Origin of the sequence: Pseudomonas sp. P9_35, assembly GCF_034008205.1 — a bacterium.
GTDB lineage: Bacteria > Pseudomonadota > Gammaproteobacteria > Pseudomonadales > Pseudomonadaceae > Aquipseudomonas > Aquipseudomonas kilonensis.
The window spans coordinates 6,197,873-6,210,388 of sequence record NZ_CP125373.1 but is presented as its reverse complement, the minus strand read 5'-3'; the positions used below and the strand labels follow the sequence as shown (position 1 = coordinate 6,210,388).

At 62.9% G+C, this 12,516-nt stretch carries 16 protein-coding genes; 5 read left to right on the top strand and 11 right to left on the bottom strand.

Going from position 1 to position 12,516, the window contains the following annotated elements; translation table 11 throughout:
- Position 1: 1 nt before the first annotated feature.
- The 3 genes from QMK47_RS27670 to QMK47_RS27660 are packed head-to-tail and all read right to left on the bottom strand — an operon-like array spanning position 2 to position 2,143.
- Positions 2-592, bottom strand: coding sequence for a YggT family protein (locus QMK47_RS27670; RefSeq protein WP_210641784.1), 591 nt, complete (start codon positions 590-592; stop codon positions 2-4).
- Positions 593-602: 10 nt separating this feature from the next.
- Positions 603-1,421, bottom strand: coding sequence for a pyrroline-5-carboxylate reductase (gene proC, locus QMK47_RS27665; protein ID WP_320389577.1), 819 nt, complete (start codon positions 1,419-1,421; stop codon positions 603-605).
- A 35-nt stretch (positions 1,422-1,456) separates the two neighbouring features.
- A complete protein-coding gene (locus QMK47_RS27660) occupies positions 1,457-2,143 on the bottom strand; it encodes a YggS family pyridoxal phosphate-dependent enzyme (protein WP_258689617.1) in 687 nt (228 codons plus the stop codon).
- 53 nt (positions 2,144-2,196) lie between these two features.
- On the opposite strand from QMK47_RS27660, the gene QMK47_RS27655 reads away from it, so the two are divergent.
- Entirely contained in the window at positions 2,197-3,231 is a 1,035-nt protein-coding gene (locus tag QMK47_RS27655; protein WP_253470176.1) for a type IV pilus twitching motility protein PilT, read from the top strand.
- Between the two features lie 223 nt (positions 3,232-3,454).
- On the opposite strand, the gene QMK47_RS27650 is transcribed toward QMK47_RS27655, so the two are convergent.
- The gene (locus QMK47_RS27650) at positions 3,455-4,066 is read right to left on the bottom strand and encodes a C40 family peptidase (protein WP_253470169.1); all 612 of its coding nucleotides are present in this window, start codon (positions 4,064-4,066) and stop codon (positions 3,455-3,457) included.
- Between the two features lie 249 nt (positions 4,067-4,315).
- On the opposite strand from QMK47_RS27650, the gene QMK47_RS27645 reads away from it, so the two are divergent.
- Positions 4,316-4,744 carry an NINE protein gene (locus QMK47_RS27645; protein ID WP_214509980.1) on the top strand — a complete coding sequence of 143 codons (429 nt, stop codon included), beginning with the start codon at positions 4,316-4,318 and terminating at the stop codon, positions 4,742-4,744.
- Positions 4,745-4,850: 106 nt separating this feature from the next.
- Here QMK47_RS27645 and QMK47_RS27640 read toward each other — a convergent pair whose 3' ends face one another.
- From QMK47_RS27640 to gshB, 7 genes are all read right to left on the bottom strand, one after another.
- Positions 4,851-6,122, bottom strand: coding sequence for a dihydroorotase (locus QMK47_RS27640; protein ID WP_013694464.1), 1,272 nt, complete (start codon positions 6,120-6,122; stop codon positions 4,851-4,853).
- The gene (locus QMK47_RS27635; protein WP_003177495.1) at positions 6,119-7,123 is read right to left on the bottom strand and encodes an aspartate carbamoyltransferase catalytic subunit; all 1,005 of its coding nucleotides are present in this window, start codon (positions 7,121-7,123) and stop codon (positions 6,119-6,121) included. The genes QMK47_RS27640 and QMK47_RS27635 overlap by 4 nt, the downstream gene beginning before the upstream one ends.
- A gap of 24 nt (positions 7,124-7,147) precedes the next feature.
- Complete coding sequence (gene pyrR, locus QMK47_RS27630) at positions 7,148-7,654, bottom strand: bifunctional pyr operon transcriptional regulator/uracil phosphoribosyltransferase PyrR (RefSeq protein WP_014340669.1); 507 nt, start codon at positions 7,652-7,654, stop codon at positions 7,148-7,150.
- Between the two features lie 84 nt (positions 7,655-7,738).
- A complete protein-coding gene (gene ruvX / locus QMK47_RS27625) occupies positions 7,739-8,176 on the bottom strand; it encodes a Holliday junction resolvase RuvX (protein ID WP_003177497.1) in 438 nt (145 codons plus the stop codon).
- Positions 8,176-8,745 (bottom strand): YqgE/AlgH family protein, encoded by a 570-nt coding sequence (locus tag QMK47_RS27620; protein ID WP_003206472.1) that lies wholly within the window; start codon positions 8,743-8,745, stop codon positions 8,176-8,178. Before QMK47_RS27620 ends, ruvX begins: the two co-directional genes overlap by 1 nt.
- 176 nt (positions 8,746-8,921) lie before the next feature.
- Positions 8,922-9,818 carry an energy transducer TonB gene (locus QMK47_RS27615; protein WP_253470167.1) on the bottom strand — a complete coding sequence of 299 codons (897 nt, stop codon included), beginning with the start codon at positions 9,816-9,818 and terminating at the stop codon, positions 8,922-8,924.
- A 76-nt stretch (positions 9,819-9,894) separates the two neighbouring features.
- Positions 9,895-10,848, bottom strand: coding sequence for a glutathione synthase (gene gshB, locus QMK47_RS27610; RefSeq protein ID WP_003206468.1), 954 nt, complete (start codon positions 10,846-10,848; stop codon positions 9,895-9,897).
- Positions 10,849-11,072: 224 nt separating this feature from the next.
- On the opposite strand from gshB, the gene QMK47_RS27605 reads away from it, so the two are divergent.
- Genes QMK47_RS27605 through QMK47_RS27595 form a run of 3 tightly spaced genes read left to right on the top strand, consistent with a single transcriptional unit; the run spans position 11,073 to position 12,465 of the window.
- Positions 11,073-11,501, top strand: a complete 429-nt coding sequence (locus QMK47_RS27605) for a response regulator (protein ID WP_003206467.1) — start codon at positions 11,073-11,075, stop codon at positions 11,499-11,501.
- A 48-nt stretch (positions 11,502-11,549) separates the two neighbouring features.
- Complete coding sequence (pilH, locus tag QMK47_RS27600) at positions 11,550-11,915, top strand: twitching motility response regulator PilH (protein ID WP_018609535.1); 366 nt, start codon at positions 11,550-11,552, stop codon at positions 11,913-11,915.
- Positions 11,916-11,925: 10 nt separating this feature from the next.
- The gene (locus tag QMK47_RS27595) at positions 11,926-12,465 is read left to right on the top strand and encodes a chemotaxis protein CheW (protein WP_003206464.1); all 540 of its coding nucleotides are present in this window, start codon (positions 11,926-11,928) and stop codon (positions 12,463-12,465) included.
- The last annotated feature ends 51 nt before the right edge of the window (positions 12,466-12,516 follow it).

Genomic DNA, 12,516 nt, shown 5'->3' with positions numbered 1-12,516 from the left:
GTCAGATCAGCAGGCGCAGGATTTCCGGCATCATGGTCATCGCCGCCAGGTTGTTGATCACCAGCATGTCGATCAGCTTGAGCACCATGAACGCCAGGATCGGCGAGATATCCAGGCCGCCGAGGTTCGGCACGATGCGGCGGAACGGCGCCAGGGCCGGCTCGCAGATCTGGTTCACCAGCTCGGCGCCCGGGTTATGGCTGCCCGGCGCGACCCACGACAGGATCACGCTGATGATCAGGGCGAAGAAGAAAATCTTCAGGAACAGCGCGGTCACGCCAATGATCGACCAGATCAGCAGTTGCAGCGGGTTGCCGGTGGTGCCATAGGTCAGCAGCAGGGTCAGGGCCATCAGCGCCAGTTGCACGAGGATCGCCAGGACCAGCGACGACATGTCCAGGCCGAACAGGCTCGGGATGATCCGGCGCAGGGGCTTGAGCAGTGGCTGGGTGGCCTTGACTATGAACTGGCACAGCGGGTTGTAGAAGTTGGCGCGCACCAGTTGCAGCACGAAGCGCAGCAGCACGATCAGCAGGTACAGGCTGCCGAGGGTTTGCAGCACGTAGACCGCTGCAGTGTTCAATCCAATCATGAATAACTCCTTATTGGCCCAGTTGTTCGGCCATTTCGGCCGAGCGGTGCGCGGCGGCGCCGAGTGCTTTTTCCACCAGGGCTTCGAAGCCCCCGGCCTGGAACGATTTGATGGCCGCTTCGGTGGTGCCGGCCGGCGAGGTCACGCGGCGACGCAGCTCGGCCGCATCGACGTCGCTGGACACCGCCATGTGCGCGGCACCGAGGGCGGTCTGCAAGGTCAGCCTGGCGGCGGTTTCCCGGGGCAGGCCGAGTTTCTCGCCGGCGGCAGTCATGGCTTCGATCAGCAGGAAGAAGTACGCCGGGCCCGAGCCGGAGACGGCGGTAACGGCGTCCAGTTGCTGTTCGGTGTCCAGCCACAGTGCCAGGCCGACAGCCGACAGCAGCTCCTCGGCCTGCTGGCGTTGTGCGGCGGACACTTGGGAAGTGGCGAACAGGCCGCTGACGCCCTGGCGCAGCAGTGCTGGGGTGTTGGGCATGCAGCGTACGATCGGCTGCTCGCCGAGCCAGTTGTTCATGCTGGCGCACGTGATGCCGGCGGCAATCGACACCACCAGTTGATGAGGCTTGAGGCTTGGGCGCAGGGCCGCGCAGACGGTTTTCATCGCCTGCGGCTTGACCGCCAGCACGATGACGTCCGCGCCGTCGATGGCCTGGGCGTTGTCGGCGAAGGTTTCGACGCCGTGCTCGCTGCTCACCCGGGTGCGGGTCTCTTCACCCGGATCGCTGGCGCGAATCAAAGAAGCGTCCAGGCCCTTGGCCCGCAGGCCGCCGATCAGGCTGGCGGCCATGTTGCCGGCGCCGATGAAGGCAATACGCGTGTTGCTCATGACAGGTCCTTATAAAGAGATGAGTCGGCCATGTTTCAGGATTGACCGTAGTCGCGGGCGCCAAACAGGGCCGTACCGATGCGTACCCAAGTGGCGCCTTGGGCGATGGCTGACTCAAGGTCGTGGCTCATGCCCATGGAAAGGGTGTCCAGCGGTAGCGCCAGGCTGGCTTGCAAGCGTTGGACCGCGGCGAAGGCAGCATCCTGGGCGGCGCGGTCTTCGGTGGGTTCGGGAATCGCCATCAACCCGCGCAGTTTCAGGCGGGGCAGGGCGCTGATGGCGCTGGTCAGGGCGGGCAGGTCCGCTGGGGTGCAACCGGATTTGCTGGCTTCACCGCTGACGTTGACCTGGATGCAGATGTTCAGCGGTGGCAAGTCGGCCGGACGCTGCTCGGACAGACGCTGTGCAATTTTCAAGCGATCCACGGAATGCACCCAGTCGAAATGTTCGGCGATAGCGCGCGTCTTGTTCGATTGAATGGGACCGATGAAGTGCCAGATCAAGGGCAGGTCGGTCAGTTCGAGCTGTTTGCCCAAGGCTTCTTGCAGGTAGTTCTCGCCGAAGTCCCGCAGGCCGGCGGCATAGGCTTCGCGCAAGGCCTGGACGGGTTTGGTCTTGCTCACGGCCAGCAGTTTGACACTGTGTTCGGCGCGCTGGGCGGCCTGCTCCGCAGCGCGGATGCGCGAACTAACCTGAGCGATGTTGTCTGCTATCGTGGACATAAAGAAGCGCCAGCGGTGAGGTTCGCGGCATTCTACTGGAATTGAGGAGCGCTATGGATATCACTGAGTTACTGGCGTTCAGCGCCAAGCAGGGCGCGTCGGACCTGCACCTGTCCGCCGGGCTGCCACCGATGATCCGCGTCGATGGCGATGTCAGGCGCATCAACCTGCCGGCATTGGACCACAAGCAGGTTCATGAACTGATCTACGACATCATGAACGACCGGCAACGAGTAGATTACGAAAAGTTTCTGGAGACCGATTTTTCCTTCGACGTGCCGGGCGTCGCGCGGTTCCGGGTCAACGCCTTCAACCAGAATCGCGGTGCGGGGGCGGTGTTTCGCACCATTCCGTCGAAAGTCCTGACCATGGAAGACCTGGGGATGGGCGAGGTGTTTCGCAAGGTGACCGAATCGCCGCGCGGGCTGGTGTTGGTGACCGGGCCGACCGGTTCAGGCAAGTCCACCACCCTGGCGGCCATGATCGATTACTTGAACAGCCACAAGCACCATCACATTCTCACCATCGAAGACCCCATCGAATTCGTTCACGAACCGCGCAAATGCCTGATCAACCAGCGTGAGGTGCACCGCGACACCCAGGGTTTTTCCACGGCCCTGCGTTCGGCCCTGCGGGAGGACCCGGACGTGATCCTGGTGGGAGAGATGCGCGACCTGGAAACCATTCGCCTGGCGCTGACCGCCGCGGAAACCGGGCACCTGGTGTTCGGCACCCTGCACACCACGTCGGCGGCCAAGACCATTGATCGGGTGGTGGACGTCTTCCCCGGTGACGAGAAGTCCATGGTTCGCTCGATGTTGTCGGAATCGTTGCAGGCGGTGATTTCCCAGACGCTGGTCAAGAAAATCGGCGGCGGCCGGATCGCGGCGCATGAAATCATGCTGGGCACCTCGGCCATTCGGAACCTGATCCGTGAAGACAAGGTGGCGCAGATGTACTCGGCGATCCAGACCGGCGGTTCGCTGGGGATGCAGACGCTGGACATGTGCCTGAAGGACTTGGTGAACAAGGGGCTGATCAGCCGCGAACATGCGCGGGAGCGGGCGCGTACGCCGGATAACTTCTAGAGGCGGCAGGAAGGCAGCACCGCTTTTGTGGCGAGGGAGCTTGCTCCCGCTGGGGCGCGGAGCGGCCCTGTAGGAGCTGTCGAGTGCAACGAGGCTGTGATCTTGTCCCAGATAATTGAGTCGAGAGCGAAAGATCAAGATCAAAAGATCGCAGGCTTCGCCAGCTCCTACAGAGCCCAGCGGGAGCAAGCTCCCTCGCCACAGGGGCCATGTACACCTTGAGTCAGCGCTGAACCACGCGCATCGCCCCCGGCTCTTTCGGCAGCACGCGCTTGGCCACCACGTAGTGGGTGTCCCAGTACGGCTTGTTCAGGGTGTCGATGCTCACCGACTTGCCACGGCGCGGGGCGTGGATGAAGCGGTCGTTGCCCAGGTAGATGGCCACGTGGTTGACCCGGCGGCTCTTGAGCTTGAAGAAGATCAGGTCACCGGGCTTGAGGTCCTTGCGCTCGACTTTCTCGCCATGACCGGCGGCCATGGCGTTGGAGGTGCGCGGCAGGTCGAAGGTGGCGTCGTTGAAGGCGTATTTCACCAGTCCGCTGCAATCGAAACCTTTACTTGGGCTACTGCCGCCCCAACGATAAGGTGTGCCAAGTACATTCACGGCGCGACTCAACACATTGCTGCTCGTTTTGGTCGCCATCGGCGGGACCAGCTTGCTGTTGGTCGTGCTCAAGCGCTGGGCGCCGGGCTTGTCCTTGCTCAAGGAAGCAGAGACATGGGATTTCGGGGTATAGCCGTTGACGTTGGGAAGACGTTGCTCACGATTGGTGGCGTGGGCGGCCAGTGGCAATAATAGGCAAATGGTTAGCCATGTCTTGAAAAATGGACGCATTAGGCAAGGCTCTTAAAGGTTAGCGCGCAACTTTATAACAGCTTTTTTTGCGTTTCCGAGGCCGTTTGTCGATTCGAAACGCAGCGCAAAACCCAGCGAAATGCGACAAATTGACTTGATTGTCCGACAGAACCCCTATGCCACGGGGCTTTCGCCGGTCCGAGTCGCCCAGGACCGCTTGTCGGCCAGACACGAAAAAGTCACAAAAACTCCGAAAAAATTTATCTATCGAGGCAAAAGAGGCCATTCATGAACAGCTATCAGCAGGATGCAATCCGCGATACTCACAGCAAGGTCATTGGGTATCTGCTGTGGATTTTCGGGTTCACCGGTGCCCATCGTTTCTATTACGGCAAGCCGGTCACGGGCACGATCTGGTTCTTCACCTTCGGCCTGCTGGGCATTGGCTGGTTGATCGACCTGTTCCTGATCCCGGCAATGGATCGCGAAGCGGGCCTGCGTTTCACCCCGGGACCTATCGAATACAGCGTGGCGTGGATTCTGCTGACGTTTCTCGGGGTGCTGGGCGTACACCGCATGTACCAGGGCAAATGGCTCAGCGGGATCCTTTACCTGCTGACTGGCGGGGTGTTTTTCCTGGGGGTGCTGTATGACTTCTGGACGCTGAATGATCAGGTGTCGATCCGTAATGCGCAGAAGCGTGGGGCTTTTCAGTAAGACCGGGTCGCCTGCATCGCGAGCAAGCTCGCTCCCACACTGGATCGAGGTTCACCAAAGATCCACCTGTGGGAGCGAGCTTGCTCGCGATAGGCGCGGCGCGGTATCAGGCCTGGTGGGTAATCCTCCCATCCATCAGGGTGTAACGCACCACACCCGGCAGGCTATGGCCGAGGAACGGGCAGTTGTCACCCTTGGAGCGCCAGGCTTCACCGGCCACGGTGGAGGCGGCAGGGTCGAACAGCACGAGGTCCGCCGCGGCGCCAACCGCGAGTTTCCCCGCCGGCAGCTGCAGCGCCTGGGCCGGGCCGGCGCTCAGGCGTGCCAGCAGGGTCGGCAGGTCCAGCAAACCATCTTCCACCAGCGTCAGGGCCAGCGGCAGCAGCAGTTCGACGCTGCTGATGCCCGGCTCGGTGGCGCCGAACGGCGCCAGCTTGGCATCGCGCTCATGGGGTTGGTGATGGCTGGAGATGGCCGAGATCACCCCGGACTTCACCGCCTCACGCAGGCCATCGCGGTCGGCGCGGGTGCGCAGTGGCGGCTGGACGTGGTAGACGCTGTTGAAATCGATCAGCGCTTCGTCGGTCAGGATCAACTGGTACAGCGCCACATCGGCGGTTACTGGCAAGCCGCGGGCCTGGGCCTGGGCGATCAGTGCCGCACCGCGAGCACTGGTCAACTGGCTGAAGTGGGCGCGCACGCCGCTTTGCTCGACCAACAGCAGGTCTCGGGCCAGGGCCACGGTCTCGGCGGTTTCCGGGATGCCTGGCAGGCCGAGGAAACTGGCGGTCGGGCCTTCGTGGGCCAGGCCACCTTCGGCCAGGTCGTGGTCCTGGGAGTTGAAGATCACCGTCAGGCCAAAGGTCGCCGCGTATTCCAGGGCGCGGCACAGGGTGCGGGTGTTGCGGAAACTGTTCAGGCCGTTGCCGAATGCCACGCAACCGGCATCCCGCAGGGCGATGAGTTCGGCCAGTTGCTCGCCGTCCAGGCCCTTGCTCAGTGCGCCAATCGGGAAGACCTTGGTGTTGCCGGCCTCGCGGGCACGGTCGAGGATCAGTTCGGCCACGGCCGAAGTGTCCAGTACCGGTTTGGTCTGCGGCGGGCAGCACAGGCTGGTCACGCCACCGGCAGCGGCGGCCCGGGTTTCGCTGACGATACTGCCTTTGCGACTGTAGCCCGGTTCGCGCAGGGCGACGTTCAGGTCCACCAGGCCCGGAGCGGCCACCAGGCCTTGGGCGTCGAGGGTCTCGACCGCGACGAAACCGGCCGGCGCCGCGCCAAGGGCGACGATCTTGCAGGCATCGATATGGATATCAGTCACTTGATCCAGGCCACTGGCTGGATCGATCACGCGTGCGCCGAGAATGCTGAGCTTCACTGGGCGTTCTCCTGGTCGAATTGGCGCTGGGCCGTTTGCCCGCTCATGGCCATGGACAGCACGGCCATGCGGATGGCGATGCCGTAGGTCACCTGGTTGAGAATCACCGAGTGCGGCCCGTCGGCCACCGCCGACTCGATCTCCACGCCGCGGTTGATCGGCCCCGGGTGCATGACGATAGCGTCCGGCTTGGCCCCGGCCAGGCGTGCGGTGGTCAGGCCGAACAGGCGGTAGAACTCGCCTTCGCTGGGCAGCAGGCCGCCGGTCATGCGCTCGCGTTGCAGGCGCAGCATGATCACCACGTCCACATCCTTGAGGCCTTCGGTCATGTCGGTGTAGACCTTCACGCCGTATTGCTCGACGCCGATGGGCAGCAGGGTCTTCGGCGCGATTACGCGGATGTCCGGGCAGCCGAGGGTCTTGAGGGCCAGCATGTTCGAACGGGCCACCCGCGAGTGCAGGATGTCGCCGACGATGGCCACCGACAGGTTTTCGAAGCTGCCCTTGTGCCGACGGATGGTCAGCATGTCCAGCATGCCCTGGGTCGGGTGGGCGTGACGGCCGTCGCCGCCGTTGATGATCGCCACTTGCGGGCAGACGTGTTCGGCAATGAAATGCGCTGCGCCGGAGTCGCCGTGGCGCACGACGAACATGTCGGCGGCCATGGCTTCGAGGTTGCGCAGGGTGTCGAGCAGGGTTTCACCCTTGCTCGCCGAGGATGTGGACACGTTGAGGGTGATCACGTCCGCCGACAGCCGCTGGGCCGCCAGTTCGAAGGTGGTGCGGGTGCGGGTGGAGTTTTCGAAGAACACGTTGCACACGGTCTTGCCGCGCAGCAACGGGACTTTTTTCACCGCCCGGGCACCGACTTCGAGGAACGAGTCGGCAGTGTCGAGGATTTCCGTCAGCAGCTCGCGGCGCAGGCCGTCGAGGGACAGGAAGTGCCGCAGCTGGCCCTGATCGTTGAGCTGCAGCGGGCGCTTGGTTTCGAGAGGCGTCATCGCGATGGACTCTTACAAGGGCAGTTAAAGGGCAAGGTCTTGCAGTTCGAGTTGCAGCGGCGACGGGCCGGAGAGCTTGACTCGCTCATGAGCGGCCAGCGTCAGCGTCGCGCCGACCACGTTCGGCCGGATCGGCAGCTCGGCGGCGTCCAGGTCCAACAGGCACACCAGCGTCACGCTGGCCGGGCGGCCGTAGTCGAACAGTTCGTTCATGGCGGCGCGGATGGTCCGGCCACTCATCAGCACGTCGTCGATCAGCACCAGGTGCTGGCCTTCGATCTCGAACGGCAGGGCCGAGGGGCGCACTTGCGGGTGCAGGCCGTTCTGGCTGAAGTCGTCGCGGTAGAAGGACACGTCCAGGGTGCCCAGTGGCGATTGGCTGCCCAGTGCTTCGAGCAAGGCCTGGGCGACCCAGACGCCACCGGTGCGAATACCGATGTAGCGCGGCTCGCTGATGCCGCGGTGTTCCAGGTGTGCCTTGAGACGAATCGCCATCTGGCTGATCAGTTCGGCAGGATTGGGCAGGCTCATGCTGGCTCCTTCAGGTTCCCGGGCCGGTGGTGAGTGGCGCGGTCTATCGCTAAGAGAAAGCGCCTTGGCGGCGCTTTCAAAAAATCAGGTTTCGAACAGGGCGGCGTTGGCGTCGAGCCAACCTTGCAGCAGCAGGGCGGCGGCGATGGCGTCCACCGGGTTGTCGCGGTAACTGCCTTTCTGCCCGCCACGCACCAGGCGCTCGCCTTTGGCCTCGAAGGTGGTCAGGCGCTCGTCATGGGTATAGAAGGGCAGGTTGTAGCGGCCGTTGAGCCGGCGGGCGAACTTTTCGGCGCGCAGGCACATGTCGCTGGGCGTGCCGTCCATGTTCAGCGGCAGGCCGACCACCACGGCATCGGGTTTCCACTCCTTGATCAGCGCTTCGACCTGGTTCCAGTCCGGAACGCCATTCTGCGCCTTCAAGGTGCACAACTCGCGGGCCTGGCCGGTAATGACCTGGCCGACCGCTACGCCGATCTGTTTGGTGCCGTAATCGAAGCCCAGCAGCAAGCGCAGGGCCATCAGGCGTGTCCTGCCTGGCTGGTGAGCAGGCTGAGGTTGACCCCCAACCGGCTGGCCGCCGCTTCCAGGCGCAGTTCGCTGCTGGTGTTGAACAGGATGTCGGCGTCGAACGGGCAGGTCAGCCAGGCGTTGTCGGCCAGTTCGGCTTCCAGTTGCCCGGGTTCCCAACCGGCATAGCCGAGGGCGATCAGGCTTTTCTCCGGGCCGACGCCGTCGGCGATGGCGAACAGCACGTCCTGGGAGGTGGACAGTGATACCCCGTCCAGATCCACAGTGGCCTGGTATTTGGGGCCCGACGGATGGAGCACGAAACCGCGGTCGGTCTGCACCGGGCCGCCGATGAAAATCGGCACGTGCTGGCACAAGAGAGGCGGTTCCACTTCGGGGCGCAACTGCTCCAGGATGTCCGCCAGGTTCAATTCCTGTGGGCGATTGATTACCAGCCCCATGGCCCCATTGGCCGTGTGCTCGACGATGTAGGTCAAGGTGTGGGCAAAATTCGGATCGGCCATGTGCGGCATGGCAATCAGGAAGTGATGCTTGAGGTAGGTGGGGCTGACGTTTTTCATAGGCGCTAGTGTGGCGGGGCGGGGGCGAACTGACAAGCCAGGAAATACCTGAGACTGTCACCAATCCCCTGTGGGAGCGAGCTTGCTCGCGATAGCAATTGATCATTCAACACAGAGGTCGACTGACCGTCCGCTATCGCGAGCAAGCTCGCTCCCACAAGGGATTGGGCGGTCAATCAGTTACTGGAAAGCTTGTCGCCACGGGCGAACTTCCAGGTGCGGATGATTTCCAGCCGGTCGATGTCCGACAGGTCCCCGGTAAACGGCGCGAACGGTGCGGCCAGGCGCACGATCCGTTGGGCGGCCTGGTCCAAAAGCGGCTGGCCGGAAGATTCGAGCACCAGCACTTCATACAGCGAGCCGTCGCGGTTGATCGAGACCATTAGCCGCAGGTTGCCGTAGATCTGTTTGCGCCGCGCTTCGTCGGGGTAGTTGAGGTTGCCGATGCGCTCGACCTTCTTGCGCCATTCGTCCTTGTACCAGGCGCCCTTGTCGCGCATGGTCGAGGCGGCGCTCAGGCGGTGGATGCGCGGGCGCTTGGCGTAGAGCTGTTGCTCCTGGGCCAGTTCGGCTTCCAGGCTGGCGATGTCGCTGGACAACTGTGAGCTGTCGAAGGTGGGCTCGGGGGCCCTGGGCTTGGGATCAGGCTTGACCTCTTCCTTGGCCGGGGCCTTTTTCGGCTTCGGCGCCACGGTGGTCACGGCGGCCTTGGGCGCCGTCTCCTGCACCTCGGGCTTGGCGGCCGGCGGCGGGGTGACTTTTTGTACCTTGGTGTCCTGGAACGGCGCGATCTCGGTGGTCTTGGGGATCGCCTTTTTTTCCAGGGTGCCGCTGCCTTGCTGGTTGTCCTGGGCGAGGAAGTCGGCCTTCTTGGGCTTGGTCTCGCTCTTGAAGGTGGCCAGGGTGATTTCCAGGGTCTGGCTGATCTGCTTGGGCTCGACCGTGGCAAAACCGACGCCCAGCAGCAGGGCCAGGTGGATCAGCGCCGCCAGGAACAGGGTAAAACCGAGGCGATCAGCCGGGCGCACGCCACGATGGGCGAGCTCTTGGGGCAGATCGGACGGGAGCGTCATGACAAGGAAACCAACATCGCGTTTTTTTCAGGCCGGGCATGATAACGCAATGTGGGTTTCCTTCAGCAGATCTGGATCAACGAGCCTTGAGCTTCTGATCGATGGCATCCATCAGCATGCCACCGATGTCGGTGCCAAAGGCATTGTCGATCTCGCGGATGCAGGTCGGGCTGGTGACGTTGATTTCCGTCAGGTGCTCGCCGATCACGTCCAGGCCCACGAACAACAGGCCTTTTTCGCGCAGGGTCGGGCCGACCTGGGCGGCGATCCAGCGATCCTTGTCAGTCAACGGACGCGCCTCGCCACGCCCGCCAGCCGCCAGGTTGCCACGGGTTTCGCCGGCTGCCGGGATGCGCGCCAGGCAATAGTCCACCGGTTCGCCGTCGATCATCAGGATGCGTTTGTCGCCATCGACGATGGCCGGCAGGTAACCCTGGATCATGATCTGCTGCTTGCCGTGCAAGGTCAGGGTTTCCAGGATCACCGAGAGGTTCGGGTGGCCGGCGGTGTGCCGGAAGATCGAGGAGCCGCCCATGCCGTCCAGGGGCTTGAGGATCACGTCGCCGTGATGGTCGGCAAATTCGCGCAACACGTCCGGACGACGGCTGACGATGGTCGGTGGCGTGCACTGCGGGAACAGCGTGGCGAACAGCTTTTCGTTGCAGTCGCGCAGGCTCTGGGGCTTGTTGACCACCAGCACACCGGCGTTTTCAGCCTGTTCCAACAGGTAGGTGGAATACACGAACTCCATGTCGAACGGCGGATCCTTGCGCATCAGGATCACGTCCAGGTCGCTCAGCAGCGCGTCGCTCTCGGTGCCCAGCTCAAACCACTTCTCGGGGTTGGCGAAGACTTTCAGCGGTTTCATCCGCGCCCGAGCCTGGCCTTCGGCCTGGTAGAGGTCGCGCTGTTCCATGTAGAACAGCTCCCAGCCGCGCTTCTGAGCGGCCAGCAGCATGGCCAGCGAGCTATCCTTTTTATAGGAAATGCTGGCGATAGGGTCCATGACAATGCCGACGCGTACGCTCATGGCTTGGTTCCTCGAAATGTGATGGGCACATATTGGTGCGAAAAAGTGGCGTCAGAGTGGCGCCCGGAAGATTGGCGGTCAAGGAAAAACCACCGCGCCGAGCGGCCGATAGATCGGCGATGGAGACTGTGCTAAAAAGGCTGCCATGTGACGTGCGGGCCTTGAACATCAAGGGTTTGCGCTGTCGATCACACTTACGCGTTAAAAACCGGTTCGCAGTGGCAATGGCAGAGCATCTCACGCAGCAGCAACCCAGCGCCTTGAAGGTCATGGTCATCGACGACTCGAAGACCATCCGCCGCACCGCCGAAACCTTGCTGCGCAACGTGGGCTGCGAGGTGATCACGGCCGTCGATGGCTTCGATGCCCTGGCCAAGATCGCCGACCATCATCCGGGCATCATTTTTGTCGACATCATGATGCCGCGCCTGGATGGCTACCAGACCTGTGCCCTGATCAAGAACAACAGCGCGTTCAAGGCCACGCCGGTGATCATGCTGTCGTCCCGCGACGGGTTGTTCGACAAGGCCAAGGGACGCATCGTCGGTTCCGATCAGTTTTTGACCAAGCCGTTCAGCAAGGAAGAACTGCTGGGCGCGATACAGGCCCATGTTCCGGGCTTTGCCGCTGTCCAGCCGCACCAGGCACATTAATGACACTTGGCCAACGGGCCTGGGGTCAACAAGAAAATGGGGAACACCATGGCACGAGTTCTGATCGTCGATGATTCGCCGACTGAAATGTACAAACTGACCGGCATGCTGGAAAAGCACGGCCACGAGGTCCTTAAGGCCGAGAATGGCGCCGATGGCGTGGCCCTGGCCCGCCAGGAAAAACCCGATGCGGTGCTGATGGACATCGTCATGCCCGGCCTCAACGGTTTCCAGGCCACGCGCCAGCTGACCAAGGACCCGGACACCGGCCACATCCCCGTGATCATCATCACCACCAAGGACCAGGACACCGACAAGGTCTGGGGCACGCGCCAAGGGGCGAAGGACTACCTGACCAAACCGGTGGACGAAGAAACCCTGATCGCGACCCTGAACAAAGTGCTGGCGGGTTGACGGCACGGCCATGAGCCAATCCCTGACCGCATTCGAACTGCTGCTGCAGATCGACCGGCGCTGCCGGTTGCTGGGGGCGGACCTGCCCTCCCAGCCGACCCATCGCGCCGGTTGGAGCGGCATCGGCTTTCGCTTGGGCGAGCACTGGTACGTGGCGCCGATGGGCGAAGTCAGCGAAGTGCTGCACGAACCACGTCACACGCATTTGCCCGGGGTCAAGCCGTGGGTGCGTGGAGTGGCTAACCTGCGCGGGCGCTTGTTGCCGTTGATGGACTTGTGCGGGTTCTTTGGTCACGAGCTGTCGACCGTGCGCAAGCAGCGGCGCGTGTTGGTGGTGGATCACGACGAGGTGTTCGCCGGGTTGCTGGTGGACGAGGTCCTTGGGCTGCAGCATTTTGCCCAGGACAGCCTGGAACCGACTCTGGTGGACGACCTCGACGGCCCGGAAGCGGCCTTCGTCAAGGGCCGGTTTGGCGGCGAGCGCGAGTGGCAAGTGTTCAGCCCGTTTGCCCTGGCGCGGTCGCCGGGGTTCATGGATGTGGCGATTTAACGAGATGCAGCGCAGGCCCCTTGTGGGAGCAAACCTTGCTCGCGATGGCTG

Coding starts and splice junctions, on each gene's coding strand:
- QMK47_RS27670 (WP_210641784.1), bottom strand. CDS start 592: ATGATTGGATTGAACACTGCAGCGGTCTACGTGCTGCAAACCCTCGGC.
- proC (WP_320389577.1), bottom strand. CDS start 1,421: ATGAGCAACACGCGTATTGCCTTCATCGGCGCCGGCAACATGGCCGCC.
- QMK47_RS27660 (WP_258689617.1), bottom strand. CDS start 2,143: ATGTCCACGATAGCAGACAACATCGCTCAGGTTAGTTCGCGCATCCGC.
- QMK47_RS27655 (WP_253470176.1), top strand. CDS start 2,197: ATGGATATCACTGAGTTACTGGCGTTCAGCGCCAAGCAGGGCGCGTCG.
- QMK47_RS27650 (WP_253470169.1), bottom strand. CDS start 4,066: ATGCGTCCATTTTTCAAGACATGGCTAACCATTTGCCTATTATTGCCA.
- QMK47_RS27645 (WP_214509980.1), top strand. CDS start 4,316: ATGAACAGCTATCAGCAGGATGCAATCCGCGATACTCACAGCAAGGTC.
- QMK47_RS27635 (WP_003177495.1), bottom strand. CDS start 7,123: ATGACGCCTCTCGAAACCAAGCGCCCGCTGCAGCTCAACGATCAGGGC.
- pyrR (WP_014340669.1), bottom strand. CDS start 7,654: ATGAGCCTGCCCAATCCTGCCGAACTGATCAGCCAGATGGCGATTCGT.
- ruvX (WP_003177497.1), bottom strand. CDS start 8,176: ATGGCCCTGCGCTTGCTGCTGGGCTTCGATTACGGCACCAAACAGATC.
- QMK47_RS27620 (WP_003206472.1), bottom strand. CDS start 8,745: ATGAAAAACGTCAGCCCCACCTACCTCAAGCATCACTTCCTGATTGCC.
- QMK47_RS27615 (WP_253470167.1), bottom strand. CDS start 9,818: ATGACGCTCCCGTCCGATCTGCCCCAAGAGCTCGCCCATCGTGGCGTG.
- gshB (WP_003206468.1), bottom strand. CDS start 10,848: ATGAGCGTACGCGTCGGCATTGTCATGGACCCTATCGCCAGCATTTCC.
- QMK47_RS27605 (WP_003206467.1), top strand. CDS start 11,073: ATGGCAGAGCATCTCACGCAGCAGCAACCCAGCGCCTTGAAGGTCATG.
- pilH (WP_018609535.1), top strand. CDS start 11,550: ATGGCACGAGTTCTGATCGTCGATGATTCGCCGACTGAAATGTACAAA.
- QMK47_RS27595 (WP_003206464.1), top strand. CDS start 11,926: ATGAGCCAATCCCTGACCGCATTCGAACTGCTGCTGCAGATCGACCGG.